Source organism: Ruegeria sp. CH11, assembly GCF_056537105.1.
The window spans coordinates 203,348-227,948 of the sequence record NZ_JBQFQX010000007.1 but is presented as its reverse complement, the minus strand read 5'-3'; the positions used below and the strand labels follow the sequence as shown (position 1 = coordinate 227,948).

The 24,601-nt window shown below is 56.2% G+C and carries 22 protein-coding genes and 1 pseudogene; 5 read left to right on the top strand and 18 right to left on the bottom strand.

From position 1 onward, the window contains the following. Window positions 1-14 precede the first annotated feature (14 nt). The gene (locus ACR0LX_RS13450; protein WP_480784152.1) at window positions 15-1,271 is read left to right on the top strand and encodes a M20 family metallo-hydrolase; all 1,257 of its coding nucleotides are present in this window, start codon (window positions 15-17) and stop codon (window positions 1,269-1,271) included. Between the two features lie 27 nt (window positions 1,272-1,298). Here the strand turns inward: ACR0LX_RS13450 and ACR0LX_RS13445 are convergent. The 11 genes and pseudogenes from ACR0LX_RS13445 to ACR0LX_RS13395 form a co-directional block, all read right to left on the bottom strand. Beyond that, window positions 1,299-1,730 (bottom strand): annotated as a pseudogene (locus ACR0LX_RS13445) (PfkB family carbohydrate kinase); the annotation flags it as partial. A gap of 4 nt (window positions 1,731-1,734) precedes the next feature. Next, window positions 1,735-2,733 carry an iron-containing alcohol dehydrogenase gene (locus ACR0LX_RS13440; RefSeq protein ID WP_480784151.1) on the bottom strand — a complete coding sequence of 333 codons (999 nt, stop codon included), beginning with the start codon at window positions 2,731-2,733 and terminating at the stop codon, window positions 1,735-1,737. Between the two features lie 515 nt (window positions 2,734-3,248). Further along, window positions 3,249-4,124 (bottom strand): SMP-30/gluconolactonase/LRE family protein, encoded by an 876-nt coding sequence (locus tag ACR0LX_RS13435; protein WP_480784150.1) that lies wholly within the window; start codon window positions 4,122-4,124, stop codon window positions 3,249-3,251. Next, on the bottom strand, window positions 4,124-4,894 hold the full coding sequence (locus ACR0LX_RS13430) for an SDR family NAD(P)-dependent oxidoreductase (protein WP_480784149.1): 771 nt from the start codon (window positions 4,892-4,894) through the stop codon (window positions 4,124-4,126). The genes ACR0LX_RS13435 and ACR0LX_RS13430 overlap by 1 nt, the downstream gene beginning before the upstream one ends. Then, the gene (locus tag ACR0LX_RS13425; RefSeq protein WP_480784148.1) at window positions 4,884-6,092 is read right to left on the bottom strand and encodes an aminotransferase class V-fold PLP-dependent enzyme; all 1,209 of its coding nucleotides are present in this window, start codon (window positions 6,090-6,092) and stop codon (window positions 4,884-4,886) included. Before ACR0LX_RS13425 ends, ACR0LX_RS13430 begins: the two co-directional genes overlap by 11 nt. Next, a complete protein-coding gene (locus ACR0LX_RS13420) occupies window positions 6,089-7,138 on the bottom strand; it encodes an ABC transporter ATP-binding protein (RefSeq protein ID WP_480784147.1) in 1,050 nt (349 codons plus the stop codon). Before ACR0LX_RS13420 ends, ACR0LX_RS13425 begins: the two co-directional genes overlap by 4 nt. After that, the gene (locus ACR0LX_RS13415; RefSeq protein ID WP_480784146.1) at window positions 7,135-7,650 is read right to left on the bottom strand and encodes a RidA family protein; all 516 of its coding nucleotides are present in this window, start codon (window positions 7,648-7,650) and stop codon (window positions 7,135-7,137) included. Before ACR0LX_RS13415 ends, ACR0LX_RS13420 begins: the two co-directional genes overlap by 4 nt. Continuing rightward, window positions 7,647-8,690: an iron-containing alcohol dehydrogenase gene (locus tag ACR0LX_RS13410; protein WP_480784145.1), complete on the bottom strand. Its 1,044-nt coding sequence runs from the start codon at window positions 8,688-8,690 to the stop codon at window positions 7,647-7,649. Before ACR0LX_RS13410 ends, ACR0LX_RS13415 begins: the two co-directional genes overlap by 4 nt. Before the next feature lie 4 nt (window positions 8,691-8,694). After that, on the bottom strand, window positions 8,695-9,552 hold the full coding sequence (locus ACR0LX_RS13405; RefSeq protein WP_480784144.1) for a carbohydrate ABC transporter permease: 858 nt from the start codon (window positions 9,550-9,552) through the stop codon (window positions 8,695-8,697). After that, on the bottom strand, window positions 9,549-10,430 hold the full coding sequence (locus ACR0LX_RS13400) for a carbohydrate ABC transporter permease (protein WP_480784143.1): 882 nt from the start codon (window positions 10,428-10,430) through the stop codon (window positions 9,549-9,551). Before ACR0LX_RS13400 ends, ACR0LX_RS13405 begins: the two co-directional genes overlap by 4 nt. Window positions 10,431-10,516: 86 nt before the next feature. Continuing rightward, window positions 10,517-11,884, bottom strand: a complete 1,368-nt coding sequence (locus ACR0LX_RS13395; RefSeq protein WP_480784142.1) for an ABC transporter substrate-binding protein — start codon at window positions 11,882-11,884, stop codon at window positions 10,517-10,519. A gap of 180 nt (window positions 11,885-12,064) precedes the next feature. Between ACR0LX_RS13395 and ACR0LX_RS13390 the strand changes: the two genes are divergently transcribed. Beyond that, the gene (locus ACR0LX_RS13390) at window positions 12,065-12,772 is read left to right on the top strand and encodes a FadR/GntR family transcriptional regulator (RefSeq protein WP_480784141.1); all 708 of its coding nucleotides are present in this window, start codon (window positions 12,065-12,067) and stop codon (window positions 12,770-12,772) included. Window positions 12,773-13,113: 341 nt separating this feature from the next. Here ACR0LX_RS13390 and ACR0LX_RS13385 read toward each other — a convergent pair whose 3' ends face one another. Then, on the bottom strand, window positions 13,114-15,396 hold the full coding sequence (locus ACR0LX_RS13385; protein ID WP_480784140.1) for an adenosylcobalamin-dependent ribonucleoside-diphosphate reductase: 2,283 nt from the start codon (window positions 15,394-15,396) through the stop codon (window positions 13,114-13,116). A gap of 128 nt (window positions 15,397-15,524) precedes the next feature. Here ACR0LX_RS13385 and ACR0LX_RS13380 point away from each other — a divergent pair, with 128 nt between their 5' ends. Further along, window positions 15,525-15,956, top strand: a complete 432-nt coding sequence (locus ACR0LX_RS13380) for a DUF1489 family protein (RefSeq protein WP_480784139.1) — start codon at window positions 15,525-15,527, stop codon at window positions 15,954-15,956. Here ACR0LX_RS13380 and hisG read toward each other — a convergent pair. From hisG to hisS, 3 genes are read right to left on the bottom strand one after another with little or no spacing between them, the layout of a single operon-like run. Further along, window positions 15,953-16,642, bottom strand: coding sequence for an ATP phosphoribosyltransferase (gene hisG / locus ACR0LX_RS13375; RefSeq protein ID WP_480784138.1), 690 nt, complete (start codon window positions 16,640-16,642; stop codon window positions 15,953-15,955). The two genes, ACR0LX_RS13380 and hisG, sit on opposite strands and share 4 nt — an antisense overlap. Then, window positions 16,639-17,727 carry an ATP phosphoribosyltransferase regulatory subunit gene (locus ACR0LX_RS13370; RefSeq protein ID WP_480784137.1) on the bottom strand — a complete coding sequence of 363 codons (1,089 nt, stop codon included), beginning with the start codon at window positions 17,725-17,727 and terminating at the stop codon, window positions 16,639-16,641. Before ACR0LX_RS13370 ends, hisG begins: the two co-directional genes overlap by 4 nt. Before the next feature lie 3 nt (window positions 17,728-17,730). Then, window positions 17,731-19,218, bottom strand: coding sequence for a histidine--tRNA ligase (gene hisS / locus ACR0LX_RS13365; RefSeq protein WP_480784136.1), 1,488 nt, complete (start codon window positions 19,216-19,218; stop codon window positions 17,731-17,733). 124 nt (window positions 19,219-19,342) lie between these two features. Between hisS and ACR0LX_RS13360 the strand changes: the two genes are divergently transcribed. Both ACR0LX_RS13360 and ACR0LX_RS13355 read left to right on the top strand, forming a co-directional pair. Further along, entirely contained in the window at window positions 19,343-19,537 is a 195-nt protein-coding gene (locus tag ACR0LX_RS13360; RefSeq protein ID WP_480571485.1) for a SlyX family protein, read from the top strand. 10 nt (window positions 19,538-19,547) lie between these two features. Continuing rightward, window positions 19,548-20,237 (top strand): imm11 family protein, encoded by a 690-nt coding sequence (locus tag ACR0LX_RS13355; protein ID WP_480784135.1) that lies wholly within the window; start codon window positions 19,548-19,550, stop codon window positions 20,235-20,237. Window positions 20,238-20,258: 21 nt separating this feature from the next. Here the strand turns inward: ACR0LX_RS13355 and ACR0LX_RS13350 are convergent, their stop codons facing one another. From ACR0LX_RS13350 to dnaE, 3 genes are all read right to left on the bottom strand, one after another. After that, window positions 20,259-20,624 (bottom strand): hypothetical protein, encoded by a 366-nt coding sequence (locus tag ACR0LX_RS13350; protein WP_480784134.1) that lies wholly within the window; start codon window positions 20,622-20,624, stop codon window positions 20,259-20,261. A gap of 5 nt (window positions 20,625-20,629) precedes the next feature. After that, complete coding sequence (locus ACR0LX_RS13345; RefSeq protein WP_480784133.1) at window positions 20,630-20,839, bottom strand: YMGG-like glycine zipper-containing protein; 210 nt, start codon at window positions 20,837-20,839, stop codon at window positions 20,630-20,632. A gap of 71 nt (window positions 20,840-20,910) precedes the next feature. Beyond that, window positions 20,911-24,411, bottom strand: a complete 3,501-nt coding sequence (dnaE, locus tag ACR0LX_RS13340; protein WP_480784132.1) for a DNA polymerase III subunit alpha — start codon at window positions 24,409-24,411, stop codon at window positions 20,911-20,913. Window positions 24,412-24,601: the final 190 nt, after the last annotated feature.

Below are 24,601 nucleotides of genomic sequence, written 5' to 3'. Positions count from 1 at the left end.
TCAAGGAAAATATCATGGATGGTGACATCGCCGCCCAGCGTCTCTCGGTTATTTCCAAACATAGCGCAACAGAGGAAGGCGTTACGCGCCTGCCCTGGACGCCCGAGCATAAGGCCGCGCTGGACGAGATAAAGGGTTGGATGAAGGATGCCGGGCTGTCCACCGAACTGGATGCCGCAGGTACACTCGTCGGGCGGTCACCAAATGCGACAGGCAAGCCGGTCATCCTAATGGGCTCGCATCAAGACAGTGTTCTCAACGGCGGTCAGTTTGACGGGATCATGGGGATCGCCCTCGGCTGTCTTGTGGCAAAACGCTTCGAGGGCCTATGGGACGCGCTTCCCGTCGGTATCGAAGTCCTTGCCTTTGCCGACGAAGAAGGCGTTCGGTTTCCGACTGCTCTGATCGGTCCGCGGGCGCTAGCCGGTACGCTGGACTCAACGGTATTCGAAATGACCGATCGGCAAGGTACCGTGATGGGTGACGCTATGCGCGCTTTCGGGGCCAACCCGAAGCAGGCGTTGACGATTAAGCGCAATCCCAAGTCAATTGCGGGGTATCTCGAAGCACATATCGAGCAGGGCCCGGTTCTTGAAGACGCAAACGTCCCAATCGGGATTGTCACGGCCATATGCGGCATTGCCCGCTACAACGTCACGGTCACAGGCGAAACCGGTCACGCGGGAACCGTCCCAATGGCGGGGCGCCGTGACGCGCTTGTCGGGGCTGCGCACTTGGTAAGCGAAATCAATACACGCGCCACAGCACAAACAAATCTCAGAGCAACCGTCGGTGTGCTATCGGTTAGCCCAGGTGCGGTGAATGCAGTGCCTGGCGTTGTCGAGTTCACCCTTGAAGTGCGCGCTGACGAAGACGCGCGCCGCGATGATTTCGCTAATGAAGTGGAAACGTTTGCAGATGACTGGTGCAGCACAACAGGCCTCCAGTTTTCGATTACGCGCACTTACGAACAGGGCGCTGTCCCCAGTGACGACGAGCTCATGACGGCGCTATCGGAAGCGGCCGAGGACACGGGCCACGCTGCACTGCGTTTAATGTCAGGTGCTACCCACGATGCGTCCGCGATGGCCGATATCTGTCCGATTGCAATGCTCTTCATTCCCTGCCGCGCGGGTGTAAGCCATCGCCCGGACGAATACGCCGATGCCAACAGCATGAACGCTGCCGTGGATGTTCTCGAACAAACCGTCAAACGACTTGCGACCAAATACGCAGATAGACTCGAACGCCCCGCCAAAACACCTCGATGACAGCTTTCTCGGCGATCCGAATCCGCCGAGATAGACAACGTCAAAGCGCTCGAGATCACGCAGATTTGGTCGATCTTGTTGAAACAGCTGTCGCGCAGCGGATTCGGATCGCCAATAAGCGAATGAGCGTTCGCCACGATCGTCTGTATTGACAGCATTAAGCCCAGGATATCGACTCTTGATACTTCCAATTAGGCTACAGTCGATGCCTTCGCTCGCAATTGCTTCAATCATCTTTTGCGAAAGCGGATCACATCCTAGACATGTCAAAAAACTCACGGCTATGTCACCTCGGCAGACTGAACGAGCGAGATAGATAGCAGTGTTAAGGGTGTCGCCGGCAACGGCGATGGAAGCTGAGTTTTTAGACAAATCAACATTTGAAAACTCGACCATGCATTCGCCAATCGAAGCAACGCGAACATTTTTGCGACCACAGACTTCATCCAATGTTGTCATCACATTAGATCGACTTGTATTTGTAAGCAGTACTTAGTCGCTTTCTAAGGTCTGCAATAAAGCCATCCGATATCGGCGCGTCGTGGGCGATCGAATGCCAAAGACCAACTTCATTCACATAAGCGCGCATCGACCGAAGCCCCTCTTCGAATTGATCCCAACTAAGCCCCATCGCTTCCGGCCTGATATCCAACCCGATGCTCGATATGGTGTCCAGCATCTCATCCGCACCATCTTCGTGAAGCATCGATCCGACCAATACGCCCAATCCAACAGGCTGCCCGTGTAGAAATTTTTTGCCGGTCATTTTTTCTAACGTGTAGAACAGGAAATGATCCGTACCTTCAATGTGCCTTGGGCACCAACCTGCGCCATGGTAAGTGGTTCCCCATTTCAGACCGTCGACCAGAGCCTCAATCCCGCGGTCATTCATGTCGCGAATATTGTCGATGTTCTCGACGATTGTCCTTACCTTCGAAAGCGACTGCTGAGCCAATCCTTCGTCAAAGCGCCACTTGTCCTCGATCTGCCCTTCCCTTTCGGCATAGCGCCAATCAAGAACACCTGTGTGAAAACACAGTATATCCCCGATCCCGGACCAGTTAAGCGCTGGTGGGCAGGCTGCGAGAACATCGTAGTCGATGTAGATGGCTTCAGGTACGGCCCACCCCTGATAAACCACTTTACCATCAATCCTGATCCCAGACCGTTGGCCGTAGACTGCATTGACCGAGAGCGCCGTCGGCGCCTGGAACAAAGGAAGATTCAAGCGCCAGGAGAAGTATTTTGCGACATCCAACGCCTGCCCGCCACCTAGGCCAACGACGGCTCGAATTTCACCGAGCTTTGCTGCATCCTGCTCAAGGTCGCTGCGTTCTATTGAGCCACAGAAATAGGTCTTGCAATCCGCTCCATCGAAGTGATGACCAAAGATCGGCCAAAGGTCTTGCATCGTGACGACCAGGAAAGGAGGATTAACGAAATTTCGAAATTCACCCAACAAACCCCTTCCGAACACGGTGGGAAAGCCATAGTTCAATGCGCTGTGAGCGTGAGAACACTGTAGATGTGCCATTTACTGCTTCATCCTTGGTTTGTGTGGTGAGATTTTCGGGACCAACAATTCGATGGTGGCGGTGATTGTGACTCGAGCGAGGTCTCGAAATGCCGCAACCGACCAAAGCGTCGGATCAGAACAATGTATCGATGCCCCTAGGGCATCGTACTTTTCCGACCTGGACATGTTTGGCGAAGCACCAAGACATTCATCGACAGCAACAATGTGGGCCTCGGAGAAACCGACCTTTCCCAAAATTCGTGAAATACACAAGCAAGAAAAGAACAGTCCTGGAGTACTGCCGGTTGGCAAACAGATCACCAGGCTCGGTTTATCCTCAGTCAAAGTGATCACATGCTCCGCTCTCGATTTGGACCTTGTGCCCTTCGTGTTGGCGACCACCGGGTTTAGGGGATCAGGCGCATCCTGCCGACAGAGCAATGTATGATTTGAAATCGGAATCATCTTTTCAAAATGTCGGACAAGCTGAGTAAATCGTGCTGCTTCAAACGAGGCGCGGGAGGGCCGCTGTGTCCAGCGTCAAAAACGAACAGGTTACCTCCTTGATCTTCGGGTAAATCATCGAGGGTGTCCAAACGCGCACTTGCTACAAAAGCCGTGCTGCCGCGAAACGCAACAGAGGTTATCCTTTGTGCAGGCATCAAGATACGGCGATCAACGGAACCGTCCGGCAGATACCGGGTGACACAACCGCCGTCCCAATGCGCAGACCAAAGCCCGCCTTCGTCGTCACAGATCATGCCATCTGGATAACCCTGAGCCTCGGGCAATTCGGCGAAAACTCTGCGCTCACCCACTTCTCCCGAAATCGGATCAAACGGGGCAGAATAGATAATACGTTCAGGGGAATCCGCAAAGTAGATGAATTTTCCACAGGGGCTGAACGCTGGGCCATTAAACACCGTAAATGACCAGGAGAGTTCGACCAATTCACGGCCCAAAACCCACATGCGGCCATTGGGTTTTTCTTCGTCGCGGTCGCGGCTTCCAAAAATCAAAAACTTGCCCGAGGGATGCACTGCTCCGTCATTCAGAACTTCGTCGACCCCAAGCCAGTTCTGGACCAGCGGAACACTGTCTACGAACAAACCGTCTGCTCCCCCCGCCAGGATACTTCCACTTTGCGTTAGGCAGGCAAAGGCAGCGTTTTGACCCAAATTCAACTCTTCTTCATAACCGTCTGAAAATAAGCGCCACGCTCGGCTTTCTGGAATATCCAGCCACAGTATCGAGTCGCTGGCCTTGTCGTAACGCACGCCTTCGCCTAGGACGGTATTTACCTTGCTGGGCTGACGGATATCCGGGTTAGAAGCCATCAGTAAGTCGCACTCAGACCACCGTCGACGCAGATCACCTGACCGGTGACGTATCTGGAAAGGTCAGACAAAAGATAGACATAAGCACCCGTGCAATCTTCGGGCGTACCCGGACGTCGTAGTGGTATTCGACCTTCCGCGATATAGTGGCTCTTGAAGTCATCTGCCTCGTGTTCATGCAGACCTTCCTCGGTCAAAGCCATGCGAGTGTCTATGAAACCAGGTGCCACAGCGTTGACCCTAATTCCCTGTGAGCCAAAATCCACTGCCATGGATCGAGTTAACATTAATAAGCCACCCTTTGCGGTCGCATATGCCGCCGATTTGGGCACCCCGAAGAATGCTTGAGTGGACAATGTGTTGACAATTGCCGGGGTGGCGGAATTGCCGAGCTTGGGCAAGGCCGCTCGGGTAACGCGCAGTGCCCCTGTCAAGTTCGTGTCCAGAACTTGGGCAAAGCGATCGTCAGTGACCGCCCCTGCATCACTAATATCGAGCACAGCGGCATTATTGATCAGACCATCCAGTGCGGGCCAATCGCTGATATCGGACAGCGCGGTCTCAATGCTCACTGGATCGCTAACGTCCAATGCACAATGGCGCAATCGGTCGGAGTACTCTTTTAAGCCCATTGCCGCCTGATCTAGGGCGGTGCAGTCCTTATCCGTCATCAGCACATCGCCACCTTGCTTTAGGCAGGCCCGTGCGACCGCAAGACCAATGCCCCGCGCTGCGCCGGTCACAAGAATACGGCGCCCCTCAAGAAGCATTGCCTTCTCCCGTCCAGCTTAACGCCGAAGTTGCTCTTGCGCGTTTGACATCACTCCAGCTCTGTTGCAGCCCATTGCATTCGGATCGATATCGCACCGCTTCCTCTGTGATGGCATCGGAAACCAATTCTGCCTCCTCCGGCGTCAGGTTGCAGGGATCCAAATAAATTTCCTGCCGCTCTATAAGATCATCGCGAACGATAATACGTGGGGTTCTGGCCGAGAGCCGATCCGCCAGTTCCCAGGCATTGAAGCCTGCCGCCTCGGGGTTAACGGTTATTTGCAGGCGTGTGATCGGGTTTCCGGTCCAGTCCGCGTGCCGATCCAAGGTAAACCCTGGAATACCCGACAAGTCCTTGATCCAGCCGTCAACGAGTGCTTCTTCGTAGGATTTCGCCGCGTCGTGATCGCGTTTTTCCCACAGCTCCATAGCGGCCATCGCGCCGACTACGCTTTCTTTCCCAGCTTTCATAGTGCGCCCAATACCGCGGTGTTGCAGGTAAGTGGCCCGTACTAGATTGGAATCTCCAGCAACAATTCCGCTTGTGACGCCGCCCAAAAACTTATGGCCAGAGTAGATGACTGCGGATGCCCCCGTTTCAATGGGCCCCCTCAGATCATATTCCGATGCCATGTCGACAATGACCGGAACGCCGTATTCTCGACAGCAGGCAATAAACAAGTCCATTGGCAGTTCGTTCTCTTGCACCGTGTGGTGTGACACCACATACATCGCCGCAGTTGCGCCCCTCTGAAGCGCAGCGAGCAGATGCCATTCTTCACACGTGGCTGCGGTTCCAACTGGAACAACATCAGCGCCGGCCAAGCGAATGGCCTGATCCACTGGTGCGCCGTAGTTGATCATATGCCCCATCGGCAGCAGAACACGGTGCTCGCGATCCGTCTTCGGCAGCATTTCAATACGGGCAAGATCGGTTCCGGTCCAACAAGCGGCGACGGTTTGTGTCATAGCCGCAGCCGAGCAAGTCGTGACACAGCCGGCCTCAGCGCCGGTGAGACGGGAAATGACCGAGCTTGCGCGCGCTTGCAACTCGTCCATATCTACAAAGGACGCCAAAACCATGTCTACAAGTGCACGGGTGGATGGTGCAACGCGGGACGCGCCGATGCTTGTCATAGTCCCCGCCGCATTGATCACCGGCGTCAAACCCCATCGTTCAAAAGGGTCGTTAGTCATTGCAAACGCTCCCCACCGTCAGCATTGAAAACGTGCAGGTGCTCCGGACGAATTCCCAATGTTACGCCCTGGCCCGGTGCTACACGACCGCGTATCTCGCCCCCGGCGCGCGCAGTCAGAACGGTGCCGTGTGCTGTGGTCAGATGTATAAGTGCCTCGTGGCCCAGATCCTCCATGCGATCCACACATGCCGACCCGATCCCAAACCCTTCACTCTCATCGATTGTTACGTGCTCTGGGCGGATTCCCAGTAGTGATCCTGAACGCGGAGCAATTCGACTATCCACTGTTTCCGCCCCTGCAAGAAGCGTGTCAGCGGTGACAAGGTTCATTCGGGGGCTGCCAATGAACCCCGCTACAAAGGTGTTTGACGGGCTTTCATATAGCTCGATCGGAGTGCCAACCTGCATGACCCGCCCTCTGTTCATAACTGCGATCCGATGTCCCATGGTCATCGCCTCGACTTGATCGTGCGTGACGTAAACCGTTGTTGTTCCAAGCTCCTTTTGCATCTGAGAAATCTCTCCGCGCATCTGCACCCGCAATTCAGCATCCAGATTGGACAATGGTTCGTCAAAAAGAAACGCAGACGGTTCGCGGATCATTGCGCGTCCAAGGGCGACCCGTTGAGCCTGTCCGCCCGACAGCTGGCGAGGCTTGCGATCAAGCAACTCGCCAAGGCCCAACATCTGAGCTACGCGATCCACCTCCGAATCTACGGTGGCCTGATCAGTTTTGCGAAGCTTCAGTCCAAATGACAGGTTTTCCTTAACCGACATGTTTGGAAACAGGGCGTAGGATTGAAACACCATCGAGATGTTTCGTTCGGCCGGTGTCAGATTGTTCGCGCGTTGGTTCCCGATCATCAAGTCACCCGAGGAAATACTCTCTAGCCCAGCGATCATTCTAAGAGTGGTGGACTTTGCACATCCCGATGGGCCGACAAGCACCATGAACTCGCCCTCGTGCACATGCAGGTTGAGGCCCTTGATCACCTCGACATCGCCATAGCGTTTTGACGCGTCCACAAATCTAACTTCACTCATCTCTGTGAAATCCAATCAGGAGAAATCGAAATTATGGCATCGATCTCAACGGTGATATTCCCCGGCAGCGATCCCATACCAACAGCCGCACGCGAATGCCGCCCACGCGATCCAAAAACGTCACAGAAAAGGTCGGAGCATCCGTTGATCACTTCGGGGTGGTCTGCAAATTCAGGGACGCTGTTAACCATTCCAAACACTTTACGGATTTGCGCGACATGCTCGAGCGAACCCAGTATCTCTTTCATCGCGCTGATCAGGACCAAGCCGGTCCGCATCGCGTGATAACGAGCTTCTACAACACTCACGTCGAGACCAACTTTGCCTTGGGCCAATTGCCCATTCTCTAAAAGTGGACCTTGACCGGAAAGATAAAGCGTTGTTCCGTCGACCGATCCAAGATCGAAATTTCCTACGACATCAGGAACTTGCGGAAGCTTCAATCCCAGCGCCTCCAGTTGGGTCTCGGGTGGTGGTGAGTAAAGTGATTTGGTTCTTGGTTCGGAGCTCATATTGAATACGCCTCCTCAACCTTTTCCCGCGCCTCTGTCAAAAAACTGTCCGTGACGACGAACTCGTTTGCGATGCCGAAGGCGAGGTTTTCACGGTCCACGAAACCCATAAGACCCCGCATAGCATCAAAAACATCATCCCAAGAGACACCTAACGCTGAAGGTCGGATATCGACCCCGAGTGAAACAACCGCTTTCAACAGCTCATCAGCGCGGTTTGCGTGCATCATTGCGCCAATCACAAGGCCCAGACATACCGCCTGTCCATGCAGAAACTTTTTACCAGTCCCAGCTTCGAGCGCATAAAAGATATAATGTTCAACACCTTCGATGTGACGTGGGTTCCAGCCGGCCCCATGATACGATGCACCACCCCATTTCAGGGCATCGACCATGATCTCAATTCCACGCGGGCTGAGCTCCTTAATCTCATTTAACTCGGCCAAGGCAGCTTCGGCCTTGGACAATGAAACCTGTGCTAAGCTTTCGTCATACGGCCAACGCTTCTCGCACTTCCCATGGGCATGAGCGTAGCGCCAGTCCATGACCCCGGTTATGAAACAGAACACGTCACCCACACCGCCGATATTCAATGCGCGGGGTGCACCCTCAATAATATCCAGATCGATGTAGATTGTTTCCGGCACAGCCCAACCTACATATTTGACGACGCCGTTCTCTCGCACGCCAGCGCGGTGGCCGAATACGGCGTCAACAGACAGGGACGTGGGAAACTGGAACAGCGGTAGGTTTAGGCGCCAGGCAAAGTATTTGGCGGCATCTATAGCCTGTCCCCCGCCGAGCCCGACGATCGATGCAACATCCGAGAACATGGCGAGATCGCTCTCAAGCCGCGAGCGTTCCATAGACTCGACAAAGTAGACTTGGGCATCCTGTGGCAAGGCCGGACCGAAGATGGGCCACAGATCCTCCATCGTTACGATCAACATTTTCGGACGCACAAAATTTGGAATCTCTGCCAACAGGTTACGTCCGAAAACTGTAGGAAACTGATCAATATCGGCTTCTTTGAATGGCATATTCTCAACCCTTGACTGCGCCAAGGGTCAACCCTTTGACGATGTGTTTTTGAGCGACGATGGCAAAGATCAGCATGGGGATAATCGCGATGATCGACGCCGCCGTCATTGCGCCCCAATCCAGCGCGGCATAACCGCGAAAACTGGTCACGCCTAAAGTGACCGTTTGAGCTTTCGAAAACGTGAGACCCAAAGCAATTGCGAGCTCGTTCCAGATCCAGATGGCATTCAGGATCGCTGTCGCTACCATCCCCGGCAAAGTGCAAGGAATGTAGATTTTTGTCAGGATTTGAAAATTGCTCGCCCCTTCTATTCGGGCAGCTTCATCAATCGCGGGATTGATTTCCCGAAAGAAGGAACTCAGCAGCCAAATGGACAATGGCAGCACATGTACCTGATACATCAACGCCAGGCCGATATGCGTGTCATAAAGACCCGTCCACTGATAAAGCGAGAACATCGGAAGCACGAATAGGAACTCGGGCAGCATATAGGCGAGGATCAACCAAACGCCGACGATGTTCCGACCCCGAATTTTCATCCGAACAAGTGCGTAGGCAGTCGGGATTGCAATCGCCAGTGACAGCGCGACACCAATGATTGTCACGATCACGGAATTTAGGAAGGTGTACTTGAACGTATCGTGCGTCCAAAGTTTCAGATAGTTCGCGGTCGTCGGATCAAATATCCAAAGGGGCGGGTTGGCCAACCCGTCTTTTTTAGATTTGAGAGAAGTCGCAAGTACCCAATACACTGGGAATAGGCTGAACAATACCATCGCGCCGGTGAAGACGTATGCCCACCACGTCGACAAACGCTCCGACAGACGGGTTTTTTGCGGCAGGTGTGCGGTAACGCTCATCTCCTTTCCTCCATGCGCTGTTGCAGCGTCTGAAGAGCCAGTGCGATGAAGAGGATTAGCAACGAGAACAATATGATCGTTGCCATCGCTTTGCCGATTTGCTGATAGCTATAGGCTGTTCGGTAGACAAATGTCTGCACAACCTCGGTCGCCATTCCCGGACCGCCGCCAGTTGTACCGAAGACGATGTCAAAGATTTTCAGCGTATCTATCGCGCGAATGATGACCACGGTTATTAAGAGAGACCGAAGCATTGGCAGCTTGATCCGCCAGAAGATTGTGAACTCACGTGCACCCTCAACGCGCGCAGCTTCGATCGGGTCAACGGGCAACCCGCGAAGGCCAGCAAGCAAGATGATGAAAACAAAAGCGGTTTGCCACCAGACGTCCACCGCGATTATTGACGGCATGGCCGTTGCAGCAGAGCCGTAAAACGCAGAAGGCCCAAGACCGACAGCACCAATGAGATGGTTCACGATTCCAAGAAACGGATCGAACATCACTTTCGACATCAGGGCCACAACAATGCCCGAGACCATAAGCGGCAACATGATTAACGCACGGATCAGATCAGTTCTTATGGATAATTTATCCACCTGAACCGCCAGATACAAACCCAGAGCGACTTCGACTGTTGTTGCAAATGTCGCGAAAACCACAGTGTTTCGCATAACCGTCCAGAACTCGCTGTCAGAAAGAAGAGCCGTGAAATTAGACATGCCTACATAGTCAAACTGGTTGCCCCAATTCCAGTTGGTCAGCGACACAACCATCCCGAATCCAATCGGGTAAAGCGAGGTCATCGCAAGCACCAAAACACACGGCAGGATGAACCAGAATGCGGAAGCATTGCCTAAGGGTTTGAGCAAAGAGGTCATGTCACCTTGCTATCAGAAAAGTTGTTTTGATGTTGCGAGGCGTTGCTCTGGGCCGCAAAGCCTTGAGGCCCAGAGTTATGGATGGCTCAGTTAGCAGCCAGCTTCTTGAAATCAGCCTGCGCTGCGGCGCCGGACTCAGTGGGGTCGGCACCACCATAGATCGCCTGAATGACATCAACGATGCGAAGCGCGAATTCGCTCCAACCCGCGCGCTGGACCACCGAAGTTTGCGAGTTTGGCATGGCTGCGGCCACTGCATCGACATACCCCTGCGGGAAGCTTGCTGCATAGTCGGCATCTTCCCAAGTTGACAGTCGTGGTGCTCCGCCATGGAATTTACCAATAGTTGTCGCGTTGTCTGCATTCGACATGTATTGAATGAACAGCCAACCAGCCTCGGGATTGGTCGCGTTCTGCGGAATGCCAAAACCCCATTGCCAATGCGCTGTATAAGGATCACCCCCAGCATTATCGACGGGGATCACGGAATAGCCGATCTTGCCCGCAATCGGACTTTCATCCGCGTTCTCGAAGCCTGGGGCAAACAAACTGGCATCAATAAAGAATGCAGCACCTCCAGCCTGGAAAAATTGCGAAGCGTCGGGCCAGTCCATCGCCTGAATGTTGACAGGGCCAGCCTTCATCAACTCAGCATAATTGGCCAGGCCACGCACGATATCGGGATTATCCATTTTCGGGTTATCCCATCCCCCCTCGAACCAGACGTTGTATGGAGCAGACCGATCGGCCGGCCCGACCGAGTTGTTTACGAAGCCAGTGATTGTATCGATCAACGTATCTGACCGAATTCCGCGCAACACCGCACCAGCGACTGCACCGTCGCTATCTTCTTTCACTTTCTGCGCGGCTGCGATCAGCTCTTCCATTGTGGCTGGCATTTGGCCACCCAGGTATTGATCGACATGATCCATATTTGCGAACAGGATGTAGGTCTCGAACGATGCCGGAATACCGTGATACTCCCATGTTCCGTCAATGTCGTATTTGGTGGAATCCATGAAACCTGCAGGAATGTCTGCCAAGTTGTAGTCGGGCGCAGTCAAGTCGGGATTGTCGATGAAACCCTGGAGCGAATGAACTAATCCGTTTGTATGCTGCGTATATGCTGTGGAATCCATCGGCAGAAAATAGACGTCCATCTGGGAGTTACCACCAGTTCCCCTTAGGGCAACCTCCATCCGGTCGAAATACAGGTCTTCAGCCATTGTCTGCAGATTTACTTCGATACCGGTGTCGGCTTCGAACTGATCCATAACTGCGCGTACCCCATCGGTCACCGGATGTTCAGGCATCATTACAGTGACGGATTGGCCCGAGAGTTGGTCCCAAGAAAATTCCGCAAGGGCATCTGAAGCAGATAGGCCGAACGCCAGAATTGAGCCGGCGGTCAGAAGGGTAGCGCGAAAGTGATTTTCGCGGCGCTGAATGGTCATCGTTTCCTCCTGTTGATAGCTACCCCTAAGGGGCATTGGTCAACCGAATCTCTATTTTTATGAAAGCGGTCAACCAATTAGGCTAATAACGCGACCAATTGTCAACTTAATTCAGTAAATTTTGGCATTTCAGCCATGAGAACTTGGCATTTCATCCCGACTATGCGAATGGTTGACCACTTGAACAACTTGGACGCCGATATGAAAAACCGAGCCACTGACCGTGTTTATCAGGAGATCCGAGATCTGCTTCGGTCAGGTGAAATCCTGCCGGGGCACCGCATTCCGAACGAACGTAAACTTGCCGAATCCATGAATGCCTCGCGCACTCAGATAAGGGATGCGCTTTTGGTTCTCCAACGTGATGGTCTGGTGGAGCGCAAGATAGGCAGTGGTACCTATTTGTCAGAACGAGCAGCGCAGATCATAGAATTGGACGAAGCGTCCGTTGATATGTCGCTTGAGCGGTCACATGACTTCCACGAAACGCTTGAAGCCCGACTGCTGATCGAGCCATCGGTCGCAGCTCGGGCGGCAGAAGCTCCAACTGCCAGCTTCTTGAATGATCTGGATGATGCTCTGGAACGGATCCTCGTTGCCCCTACATGGCTGCAGTTCAAAGAGGAAATCTACGGTTTCGCAAGGCTCTACTACGTCGAAGCTGGCAACGGATTTCTGTGTTGGACTTTTGACCAGATTGTCTCTGCGCGCCGCGCTAACAAGTTTGACGGCGGCACAGATCAGGCGCCCGTTGCAAATCTTGTACGCAAGCATTTTCATGACCGTCTTTCAAAGATCGCAGTTGCGATAAGGTCAGAAGAACCCGAAATGGCTCGCTCAGAAGTAGAGAGCTTTTTGGTCGGCATGGCCGCATCATCTGCTCTATGAACATAACGGGCTTAAAGGTTTCCAAAGAAAATTTGACGGGGTGAACGCCTGACAAAAACAATTCCCAACTGACAAGCCGGTGAATTGATTAGGTCGTAGCGGACCATACTTCGAGAGCCGGAAATTTTATCTAGTGGTAGTCGATTGACGTATGTCCGCTTTCGCGACGGTTAATAATTCCGTTCGCACCAGCAGCGAACGACTGGTTTCCGCCCTAAATAATGGAACACGCAAAAGTCTGCCATGAAAGTTGCAGGTTTGACGCCGAGAAATGGCATCTCGGCGTCAATAAATGTCACCTTTTGTGTCGTTCCACACCAACAAAAAATGAATTCCGGTCCTCAACCGCATTTAGAATGACCGCAACTTCGACAGGTCATGCATCCTTCGATCATGACCATGTCGAATTGGCCGCAGGACGGGCAGGCTTTGCCGCGTGGGGCATCGATGTTGACGACCTGCGCCTGTGGGTCGGACTTCAGCCCCATCCCTTCGCCTTCCAGAAAGCCGATGTTGATCATGTGCTGTTCGATGACGCCACCAATTGCCGCCAGAATCGAAGGTATATACTTGCCCTTAACCCAGGCACCGCCGCGCGGGTCGAAAACGGCCTTTAGCTCTTCGACGACAAAGGACACGTCACCGCCACGTCGGAAAACGGCCGATATCATGCGGGTCAGCGCCAATGTCCAGGCGTAATGCTCCATGTTCTTCGAGTTGATGAACACCTCGAACGGACGCCGCCGCCCACCGATGACGATGTCGTTGATGGTCAGGTAAATCGCGTGCTCGCTGTCGGGCCATTTCAGCTTGTAAGTCGATCCTTCCAATGCCTGCGGGCGATCCAGCGGTTCGGACATATAAACCACCTCGCCGCCGTCGACCTCATGCGGTGCATCGGCGCTTTCGCCCGGTGCTTTGTCATCGCTTTCGGAAACGGTCAGGACCGAACCGGTCACGTCATTGGGGCGATAGGTCGTGCAGCCCTTGCAGCCCTGATCCCAGGCCTGCATGTAGACATCCTTGAACGCGTCAAAGCTGATATCTTCGGGGCAATTGATGGTCTTTGAGATCGAGCTGTCGATCCACTTTTGCGCCGCCGCCTGCATCTTGACGTGATCTGTCGGTGACAAGGTCTGTGCATTGACGAAGTAATCGGGCAATTCCGCGTCGCCAAACTTGTCGCGCCACATCCGCACGGCATAATCGACGACTTCTTCTTCGGTGCGAGAACCATCCTTTTGCAACACCTTACGCGTGTAAGCATAGGCAAAGACCGGCTCGATCCCCGAAGAGACGTTCCCGGCATAAAGCGATATCGTCCCCGTCGGCGCTATTGATGTCAGCAATGCGTTACGGATACCATGTTCGCGGATGGCGTCGCGTACGTCGTCATCCATCTGCTGCATGGTGCCGCTGGCGAGATATTTCTCGGCATCGAACAAGGGGAACGCCCCCTTTTCCTTGGCCAAATCGACCGACGCCAGATACGCGGCGCGGGCGATCGCGTGCAACCAGCGTTCGGTCTGACGCGCCGCCTGGTCCGAGCCATAGCGCAGACCCAGCATCAGCAGCGCATCTGCCAGACCGGTCACACCAAGGCCGATGCGGCGCTTGTCCTGCGCTTCCGCTTCTTGCTCTGCCAGCGGGAATTTCGACGCGTCCACCACATTGTCCATCATCCGCACGGCGGTGGCGACCAATTCTTGCAAGGCGCTCTCATCCAGATGGGCAGCATCTTCGAACGGTGCGGCGACCAATCGTGCCAGATTGATCGAGCCCAGCAAACACGCTCCGTAAGGCGGGAGAGGTTGCTCGCCACAGGGGTTTGTGGCGGCAATCGTCTCGACATAGCTCAGATTGTTGGCTGCGTTGATGCGGTCGATGAAGATCACGCCCGGCTCGGCGTAGTCATAGGTCGCCTGCATGATCTTGTTCCACAGATCGCGCGCCTGAACCGTGTGATAGACCTTGCCCTCAAACACCAGATCCCACGGGCCGTCGGCCTTGACGGCCTCCATGAACGGATCGGTCACCAGCACCGACATGTTGAACATGCGCAGGCGGGCCGGGTCGGATTTGGCGGTGATGAACTGTTCGATATCCGGGTGGTCGCAGCGCATGGTCGCCATCATCGCGCCCCGGCGCGAGCCTGCGGACATGATCGTGCGGCACATCGCGTCCCAGACGTCCATGAAACTCAACGGCCCCGAGGCGTCGGCGGCCACGCCTTTCACGTCTGCACCACGCGGACGGATGGTCGAGAAATCATATCCGATTCCCCCGCCCTGCTGCATGGTCAGCGCCGCCTCTTTCAGCATGTCGAAGATACCACCCATGCTGTCGGGGATCGTGCCCATCACAAAGCAATTGAACAGAGTCACCTGACGCGCGGTCCCTGCGCCCGCTGTTATGCGACCGGCGGGCAGGTATTTGAAATCTTCCAGCGCCGCATAGAATTTCTCTTCCCAATGCGCCGGATCATCCTCGACCCGCGCCAAATCGCGCGCGATGCGTCGCCAGCTATCCTCGACCGTCTGGTCAATGGGCGTGCCATCGGCCTGTTTGAAACGGTACTTCATATCCCAGATCTGCTCGGCGATGGGGGCGGCAAAGCGGCTCATTGGCGATTCCTGTTTAGCTAGAGGCGGTCAGATTACTCCAATTCGCACCCAATCCACAACACCTTGATGACATGGCGCATCAGGCTACAATATAGTGAAGACCCTTGGGACGACTCTGTGGGAAAACTGTGGATAAGTACGTAAACCTCATCAAACTTTCGGTCGGATCAGAAAGCGTTGATACGCTGATCGCGTGGCAGGACAGCCGCAAACCGTTGTACGAGGACGGCTGCCCGCGCCATGTCACCCGCATGTGGCCCAAGCGCGAGGCCGAGATTTTGAATGGCGGATCAATCTATTGGGTGATCAAAGGCGTCATCCAATGTCGCCAGCGCATCCTGCGGCTGGACGAAGTCCGCGGCGAGGATGGCATCCGCCGCTGCGCGATCGTTCTGGACCCCGAACTTCACCGTACGCAGAACGCCCTGAAACGCCCGTTCCAAGGCTGGCGCTATCTAAAGCCCGAGGACACGCCCGCCGATCTGCCCAAAGGGCGAGAGCAGGACGACGCCCTGCCCGACGATCTGAATCGCGCGCTAGCGGATATCGGTCTGCTTTAGCTTAGCCGGTCAAGCAGGTCCGACAGAACCGCCTTGTCACTAGACTCGTATTTGGAGACCCGGCTGCGCCATAGCGTGGCTTGCGACTGCAGGATCAGGCCATCCGACAGGATCTTCAGATGGTTGGCCCGCAAGGTTTCCCCGGTCGAGGTGATGTCGGCAATCGCCTCGGCGGTTTCGTTCATCACCGTACCCTCGGTCGCGCCCTGGCTGTCGACCAGAGCGTAATCCGCGACACCCGCATCTGTCAGGAATTCGCGCACAAGCCTGTGGTACTTGGTGGCAATCCGCAGGCGGTGCCCATGGGTTTTGCGAAACGCAGCCGCAGCCGCATCCAGATCGTCCAACGTGTCCACATCGACCCAGCAGGCCGGTGTGGCAACAATCAGATCGGCCTTGCCAAAGCCAAGCTGCGCGACCTCTTCGACCTGCTGTTCCCAACGGGGCAGCTTCTCTTGCACCAGATCGACACCGGTAACGCCAAGATGAACGCGCCCGGCGGCCAGTTCGCGCGGAATTTCTCCGGCTGAGAGCAGGATCAGGGAAACGCCATCGATTCCTTCGACCCGGCCTGCGTATTCCCGGTCTGATCCGCTGCGGGACAGGGTAATCCCGCGCTTTTCGAACCACGCAAAAGTCTTGTCCATCAACCTGCCCTTCGAGGGGACACCCAGCTTCAGGCTCATTGTGCGCCCTCCTCGATCTCGAGCATCAGGTCGGGGCGCAGCACCCCGCCGACCGCCGGAATTTCGGCTCCATTGCCCAATTGGCGCGTCAGCGCGTCATAGCGTCCGCCGGTGGCAATCGGCGGCAGGTCCGGGCGACCCTCGGCGTAAAACCCAAAGACGAAGCCGTCATAATATTCCATCGACGTCCGGCCATAGGCGGCCTCAAAGTCCAGCCGTGCGATATCGACGCCGCGCGCTTGCAAGGCGGCCATGCGCGCTTCCAGCCGATCCAGCGCCGGGGCGATTTGTGGCAGGTCTACAGCCACGTCGCGCAGTTGTTCCAACGCAAACGGAACGGTTTCGCGTACGTTCAGCAGCGTTTCCAGACCAACCAGCTCATTGTCCGAGATCGGTGGCGTGTCGCGGTCTTCGCGCAAAGCACTGATCCGCGCCTCTATTTCGGATGCGCGGCGCTTGCCGATCATCGGCACGTCGGTCGCTAGGGGGTCTTCGGCATCCAGCAGCGCATCGCGCCCTTCCGGGGCTTGTTGGCGCCCTGCGAAACGGTCCAGCAAAATGCGGAAACGGCGCGGCCGCCACAGATGCCGCATCAACGCGTTCTTACGGCGGTCCGTCGTCCGCAGACCCTGTACCGCAGCGGTCAGGATGCCGATATCTCCGGTTGCAGCGCGCAGTGGCAAGCCACGCAATTGCAGGGCAAACAGTGAAAACACTTCGGCGTCGGCACCCGAGGGATCGTCGCGGTCAAAGACCTCGTACCCCACCTGAATATATTCGTTTGAGCGTTCCGGGTCGTGCTCTTGCCGCCGGAACACCTCGCCGGAATAGGTATAGCGCGCCGGTTCCGCACCGTCGTTCATGTGCATCTGCACCACAGGCAGGGTGAAATCCGGGCGCAGCATCAACTCACCACGCAGCGCATCCGAGGTGACATAGGCGCGGGCACGAATGTCTTCTCCATAAAGGTCCAGCAACGTGTCGGCGGATTGCAGCAGGGGCGTATCCACCACCTGAGCACCAGCGGCCTCGAACCGGACGCGCATCATCGCGGCGCGGGCCTGAATCTCGGAACGGTTGGCCATGGGTCAGTCCTGACTGTCGAGGATTTCGCGCACCTTGGCGACCAGTTCGCCACGCGGCACTTCGAACTGGCTGGGGCGTTCCTTCCATTCCTCAAGCGTTGCGCTTTCGGCGATCTTCGCGCCCAGGATCAGGTCCTTGATCTGAACGATCCCATTGGCCTTCTCATCACCGCCTTCGATCACCGCAATGGGGGAGTTCCGCTTATCTGCATATTTCAGCTGGTTGCCAAAATTCTTGGGGTTGCCCAGATAGACTTCGGCCCGGATACCCGCATTGCGCAACTCGGCGACCATCGCCTGATAGTCGGCCATCCGGTCGCGATCCATGACGGTGACGACTACGGGACCCGTGGCCTGCGCAGCGATCCGGCCCTTTTCGCGCAGGGCAGCCAGCAGACGGTCAACGCCAATTGAAATACCGGTTGCAGGCACTTCTTGCCCAGTAAAGCGCTTGACCAGATCGTCGTAGCGACCTCCACCCGAGACCGAGCCGAACTGGCGCTTGCGACCTTTTTCGTCGAAAATCTCAAAGGTCAGTTCGGCCTCGTAGACCGGCCCGGTATAGTAACCCAGACCGCGCACGACGGATGGGTCAATTTCGATCCGGTCCGCGCCGTAGCCACCCGCATCCAACAGGGCGCCGATCTGTTCCAACTCGGCAATGCCATCCGCACCGATCTTGCTGTCGCCCACAGCAGCGCGCAGGTTGGTCAGCGTTCCGGCGGTGTCAGTGGCCTTCGAGGTCAGGAATGCGATCACCGGCTCGGCCTGATTGTCGCTCAGGCCGACGCCGTCGATAAATGCACCCGAGGCGTCCAGGCGGCCTTTGGTCAACAGCTCTCGCACGCCCTGTTCGCCGACCTTGTCGAACTTGTCGATGGTGCGCAGGACGTTGTCGCGGGCAGCTGCGTCGCCACCCAGCCCCATCGCCTCAAGCACACCGTTAAGAACCTTGCGGTTGTTGACGCGCACCAGATAATCACCGCGCGGAATGCCGACGGTCTCCAGAGTATCCGACAGCATCGCACAGATCTCGGCATCGGCTGCCATGCTGGCCGTGCCCACCGTATCCGCATCGCACTGATAGAACTGGCGATACCGCCCCGGCCCCGGCTTTTCGTTGCGCCAGACCGGACCCATCGCATAGCGGCGATAGGGCGTCGGCAGGTCATTGCGGTGCTGCGCGTAAACACGGGCCAAAGGCGCGGTCAGGTCATAGCGCAGGGCCATCCAGTCGCCCTTATCGTTTTCGTCAATTTCCTGCCAGGCGAACACACCTTCGTTCGGGCGATCCACATCCGGAAGGAACTTGCCCAGTGCCTCAACGGTTTCGACCGCGCTGCTCTCCAAGGCATCAAACCCGTAGCGATGATAGACCTCCGCAATAGCCCGCAGCATCTCGGTGCGCTGCGAGACTTCCTGGCCGAAATAGTCACGGAACCCTTTCGGCGTTATGGCCTTGGGGCGGGGCTGTTTCTTGGGCTTGGCCATCTGGGGCGTCCTTCGCGGTCATGTTCCGCGCGCGGTCTATCCCATGGCCTTCATCGGGGCAAGGCGCGCTTTCGCTGGCTTTGGCGTCACAGGGTCGCTATGACCGGCCACAAAGGAGCTTTCCATGCAGCATCTGGAAGAACAGATCGCCCATCTGACCCGCACGGTCGAAGAGCTGAACACGGTCGTCACAAGCCAGCAAGGCGAGATTGACCGCCTGACCCGCCGTGTCGAAATGCTGTTGCAGCGCGAGGCCGAACGGGCACAGGAAGGCTCGGGCGGGGTCGTGTTCGGAGACGAACGCCCGCCGCATTATTGAGGTTTGGTTGATGGCGAACGACCCGAGCGCTGAGCCCTGCGCGTGGATTTCTACGACTGTCAACAGCATCAATGACATACAAGCTGTACTCCGCAAGGAGTACGGCGACCGGCGCTTGAGGCAATCTCCAGAAGTGGTCGAATGGTCCAAGAGGATGGTTCGCGAGTCGGATCTCGGCTGGAAGCGAGGAGAAATCCTGACCGAAGAACAAGTTGGCGAACTTTGGTATTTCAACGCTCATCCCGAATATGCCCCACCTCCGTTCATATCAGGGGGTGGCTACCCCTTGATTTCGGAAACTGCGAAAGCAGTTCTTGAACGGTTCGATCTGGGAGAAACTGTTTTTCACCCGCTCACAATCATGGACGCAGAAGAAACGCGAGTGACGACACCCGAGCCGTACTACTTTCTGAATGTCGGCAACAAACGGTTGATGGGTAACTACGAAGCGCTTGGTCCAGAGGGTGGGCCAGCAAGCGCGCCGTTAGTTAGCATTGCTGGAGGTGTTGTTTACGTTCCTCGCCAAGGAAAAGAAGCTAGGCTTGTAGTAGTCCCCGAAGCCCTCAACGGCCCGGACATCTGGCTAGACCCGAAAGTCCCGTCTCTGCTGTTCCTGTCCGACCGCCTTGTCACCGGCCTCAAATCCGCCGGGGTGGACAAAGGCTGGGGATTGGTTCGCTGCACCGTGGGCACGCTTTAGCGAACCCAGACCACAATCCGACTAATACCCCAGCGACTTTTTCACCGCATTGTCGACCACGCCGCCCAAAAGGGCATGCTTATCTGCGGCGCATCCTTCTGACAAAGCGGTAATGAACACTTCGCGCAGTTGGTCCTTTTCTTCGTCGGTCGTTGCATGATCTTCGATATTGATCTGGCGATTGTAGAGCGATAGGGCCGTCATCTTTTCGACCACGGCCACGACAAAGGCTTCGTCACCATCCGCCTCTTCGGCAATCGACGCACAGGTATAATGCATGACGGGCAGAGCGTCTTGGACCATCTGTTCAGCCGCTTCGTCCGCAAAGGTCAGGACCGGCGCGGCCGTAATAAGGCCCGCCAAAATGGTCGTCAAAGGGTTCCGCATCGCACTCATTTCCAGTTATGCCCGATAATCGCCCCGGCCACGCCGCCAATCGCGGCGCCTTTGCCATCGCCTATCAGGGCACCAACGCCCGCGCCAATCAACGCGCCCTCAATTGTCTTTTTCTTCTTGTCATCGGCCAACGCCGCAGTTGCCATGGCGGCTGACGTCGCACCGGCCAAGACCAAAGTTCTTAGACCAACAGATGAAAGTGTCATCCCTGCGCCCTCCTGTGTTTCGCGCGAAAGAGTGTCCAAGGCAGCCTAGCGGCACTGAATCATCGTGGCAACTAGACCTCGTCGACAGACATCACTCCGTCCAGCGATTTGATCGCGCCCTTGATCTGAGGATTGATCGGAAACTCCTGCCCCAAATCCATCTCGACTTCGCCGGGCAGTCCGGGACCGAGCAGGCACAGATGAATGGGGCCCTTCGCGGCGCCTTTGGCGGCGCCTGCCGCATCAGCCAGAACTTTGGCCACTGTTGGCAGGGCCTGTGGTTCGTCGACAAAGATGCGTAAACCGGTTGCTCCTGCCTCGCTCACCACGGAATCGGCAGGCCCGACAGATCGACCTAGCAGCTTTAGCTGATCAGCCTCCATCGTCGCCTCGGCGGTCAGAACCACCTGCGCGCCGGTCTCCAGAAATTCGCGGCATTTTTCCAGTGTATCCGAGAACAGCGTGACCTCGTACGCACCCGTCGGGTCCGAAAGCTGCGCGAAGGCGAACCGGTTGCCACGGGCGGATTTGCGCTCTTGTCGTCCGGCGACAACGCCGGCCATCTTGGCGATCAGCGGTCCGGATCGGGCCTTTTCCATCACTTCATCCAGCGTCAGCACCTGTTTGCGCTTCAGCGCGGGCATATAGTCGTCCAGAGGGTGACCCGACAGGTAGAACCCAATAGCCTTGAACTCTTCGCTCAGCCGTTCCGCAGGCAGCCAGTCGGGCGATGGCGACAGGCGTGGTTCGGGCAGATCGTCCCCTGCCTCACCAAACAGCGACACCTGGTTTGAGTTCTTCTGATCGTGGATCGCCGCAGAGTATTGCACCAGCGGATCGAGGCTCTCGAAAACGCGGCGGCGGTTCTTGTCTAACTCGTCAAAAGCCCCTGCCCTTGCCAGCATCTCAAGCGGGCGCTTGCCGACCTTTTTCAGATCAACCCGGCGCGCGAAATCAAACAGGTTGACGAACGGCTTGTCTGCCCGACCCTCGACCACGAGGTTCATAGCCTCGACACCCACATTCTTGAGCGCGCCCAGCGCATAGACCAGATGCCCATTGTGAACATCAAACGTCGCCTGAGACCGGTTCACGCAAGGCGGCACATAGGGCAGTTCCAGACCTTTGCGAACCTCTTCGAAATAGACCGCCAGCTTGTCGGTCAGGTGGATATCGCAGTTCATGACACCGGCCATGAACTCGACCGGGTGGTTCGCCTTCAGCCAACCGGTCTGATAGCTGACCACCGCATAGGCCGCGGCGTGGGATTTGTTGAAGCCATAGTTGGCGAATTTCTCCAACAGGTCGAAGACCTCGCTGGCCTTCTTGGCATCGACACCATTCTCGGCCGCGCCCTTTTCGAATTTCGGGCGTTCAGCATCCATCGCCTCTTTGATCTTTTTCCCCATCGCACGGCGCAGAAGGTCGGCACCACCGAGGCTGTACCCCGCCATGACCTGTGCAATCTGCATCACCTGTTCCTGGTAGACGATGATGCCTTGGGTCTCCTCAAGGATATGGTCGATCAGAGGGTGCACGGATTCGATTTTCCGCAGCCCATTCTTGACCTCGCAATAGGTCGGGATGTTCTCCATCGGGCCGGGACGGTACAGGGCCACAAGGGCTACGATATCTTCGATGCAGGTCGGTTTCATACGCTTGAGCGCATCCATCATGCCCGAGGATTCCACCTGGAACACCGCTACTGTCTTGGCCGCCGAATAGAGTTTGTACGTCGCTTCATCATCCAGCGGGATCGCGTTGATCTGGTTTTTGGCCCCTTCGGCGGGTTCATAAAGTTCAGTACCATCAGCGGCGATGTGCAACGGGCGATCAGATTTGAAGATCAGATCCATTGCGTTCTGGATCACAGTCAGCGTCTTCAGTCCCAGAAAGTCGAACTTCACCAGTCCGGCCTGTTCGACCCACTTCATATTGAACTGTGTGGCAGGCATATCCGAGCGCGGGTCCTGATACAAAGGCACCAGCGCATCCAGCGGACGATCGCCAATCACCACCCCCGCTGCGTGGGTCGAAGCGTTCCGCAACAGCCCTTCGACCTGCTGGCCATAGTTCAGCAGGCGATCAACAACCTCTTCGCTGCGCGCCTCTTCGCGCAAGCGGGGCTCGTCCTTAAGCGCCTTCTCGATTGAAACCGGTTTGACACCTTCAACCGGGATCATCTTGGACAAGCGATCAACCTGCCCATAGGGCATCTGCAACACCCGCCCGATATCGCGCACCGCCGCCTTCGACAGCAACGCACCAAAGGTGATGATCTGCCCCACCTTGTCGCGGCCATATTTCTGCTGCACGTAGCGGATCACCTCTTCGCGACGGTCCATGCAGAAGTCGATATCGAAGTCGGGCATAGACACCCGTTCCGGGTTCAGGAACCGTTCGAACAGCAGGGAATAGCGCAGTGGGTCAAGGTCTGTGATTGTCAATGCATAAGCCACCAATGAGCCCGCACCCGAGCCTCGGCCCGGCCCGACCGGGATATCTTCGTCCTTGGCCCATTGAATAAAGTCTGCAACGATCAGGAAGTAGCCCGGGAAGCCCATCCCCTCGATGATGTCGAGTTCGAAATCCAGCCGTTCCTGATATTCCTCGGGCGTTACCGCATGCGGGATCACCGCCAGACGTTTTTGCAGACCCTCATTGGCGATGCGGCGCAGTTCAGCGACCTCGTCATCAGCAAATTTTGGCAGGATCGGATCACGGCGATAGGCCATGAAGGCACAACGGCGCGCGATTTCTACCGTGTTTTCGATCGCTTCGGGCAGATCGGCGAACAGGGTCACCATTTCCTGCTGCGACTTGAAATAGTGCTGCGCGGTCAAACGGCGACGTCCATCCTGCTGATCGACATAGGCCCCCTCGGCGATACAGATCAGCGCGTCATGCGCCTCGTACATATCCGTTGTCGGGAAATAAACGTCATTGGTGGCCACCAGCGGCAGGTTCTTGGCATAGGCCATCTCGACATGGCCCTGCTCGGTCAGGCGCTCGGCCTCGGGCTGGCCGCCCTCGCCCGGATGGCGCTGAAGCTCGACATAAAGCCGATCGGGGAACATCGTCGCCAATCGATCCACCAGAACCTCGGCCGCCGGGCGTTGCCCGTGCTGCAGAAGCATTCCAACCGGACCATCAGGTCCACCCGTGAGGCAGATCAGGCCGTCAGACCTTTCCGCCAGCTCTTCCATTGTGACCTGCGGCAATTGCCCACCCTTGTCTACGTAAAGGCAGGAACTGAGTTTCATCAGGTTCTCGTAGCCCAGCTCGGACTGCGCCAGCAGCACGAGCGGTGCGGGCGCTTTGGGCTTCTCACCCGGCTGCGCCTGTACATAGGTCAGATCAACCTGACAGCCCATGATCGGCTGTACCCCGGCCCCGCTGGCGGTCACCGAAAACTCCAGCGCCGAAAACATGCTATTGGTGTCCGTTACTGCGACGGCGGGCATCTCCATCTGTTCGCAAAGTCCCGGCAGCTTTTTCAGCCGCACGGCGCCTTCCAACAGGGAATATTCGGTGTGAACGCGGAGGTGAATGAATCGAGGAGAACTGCTCATGACCGCCACGCTATCCCAGCCGGGCGCAGGGCAAAAGCAAGAACCGTTGCATCGGGATGCTTAAAAAATCAGCTTTGATTATTCGGCTTTTTCAGAAGGTGCTTCGGGGACCGGCATTAACCAAACAAAAAAATCGCTTTAGTTTCAGACGCCTAATTCGTAAACACGCAAGGCCGTTCGGCGCAAAGCA

Bases quoted from the DNA above. Each gene is read 5' to 3' on its own strand.
- ACR0LX_RS13450 (WP_480784152.1), top strand. From the start codon at position 15: ATGGATGGTGACATCGCCGCCCAGCGTCTCTCGGTTATTTCCAAACAT.
- ACR0LX_RS13360 (WP_480571485.1), top strand. From the start codon at position 19,343: ATGCAGCATCTGGAAGAACAGATCGCCCATCTGACCCGCACGGTCGAA.
- ACR0LX_RS13415 (WP_480784146.1), bottom strand. From the start codon at position 7,650: ATGAGCTCCGAACCAAGAACCAAATCACTTTACTCACCACCACCCGAG.
- ACR0LX_RS13435 (WP_480784150.1), bottom strand. From the start codon at position 4,124: ATGGCTTCTAACCCGGATATCCGTCAGCCCAGCAAGGTAAATACCGTC.
- ACR0LX_RS13420 (WP_480784147.1), bottom strand. From the start codon at position 7,138: ATGAGTGAAGTTAGATTTGTGGACGCGTCAAAACGCTATGGCGATGTC.
- ACR0LX_RS13400 (WP_480784143.1), bottom strand. From the start codon at position 10,430: ATGACCTCTTTGCTCAAACCCTTAGGCAATGCTTCCGCATTCTGGTTC.
- hisG (WP_480784138.1), bottom strand. From the start codon at position 16,642: ATGAGCCTGAAGCTGGGTGTCCCCTCGAAGGGCAGGTTGATGGACAAG.
- ACR0LX_RS13395 (WP_480784142.1), bottom strand. From the start codon at position 11,884: ATGACCATTCAGCGCCGCGAAAATCACTTTCGCGCTACCCTTCTGACC.
- dnaE (WP_480784132.1), bottom strand. From the start codon at position 24,411: ATGAGCAGTTCTCCTCGATTCATTCACCTCCGCGTTCACACCGAATAT.
- ACR0LX_RS13370 (WP_480784137.1), bottom strand. From the start codon at position 17,727: ATGGCCAACCGTTCCGAGATTCAGGCCCGCGCCGCGATGATGCGCGTC.
- ACR0LX_RS13405 (WP_480784144.1), bottom strand. From the start codon at position 9,552: ATGAGCGTTACCGCACACCTGCCGCAAAAAACCCGTCTGTCGGAGCGT.
- ACR0LX_RS13430 (WP_480784149.1), bottom strand. From the start codon at position 4,894: ATGCTTCTTGAGGGGCGCCGTATTCTTGTGACCGGCGCAGCGCGGGGC.
- ACR0LX_RS13355 (WP_480784135.1), top strand. From the start codon at position 19,548: ATGGCGAACGACCCGAGCGCTGAGCCCTGCGCGTGGATTTCTACGACT.
- ACR0LX_RS13385 (WP_480784140.1), bottom strand. From the start codon at position 15,396: ATGAGCCGCTTTGCCGCCCCCATCGCCGAGCAGATCTGGGATATGAAG.
- ACR0LX_RS13410 (WP_480784145.1), bottom strand. From the start codon at position 8,690: ATGCCATTCAAAGAAGCCGATATTGATCAGTTTCCTACAGTTTTCGGA.
- ACR0LX_RS13425 (WP_480784148.1), bottom strand. From the start codon at position 6,092: ATGACTAACGACCCTTTTGAACGATGGGGTTTGACGCCGGTGATCAAT.
- ACR0LX_RS13345 (WP_480784133.1), bottom strand. From the start codon at position 20,839: ATGACACTTTCATCTGTTGGTCTAAGAACTTTGGTCTTGGCCGGTGCG.
- ACR0LX_RS13350 (WP_480784134.1), bottom strand. From the start codon at position 20,624: ATGCGGAACCCTTTGACGACCATTTTGGCGGGCCTTATTACGGCCGCG.
- hisS (WP_480784136.1), bottom strand. From the start codon at position 19,218: ATGGCCAAGCCCAAGAAACAGCCCCGCCCCAAGGCCATAACGCCGAAA.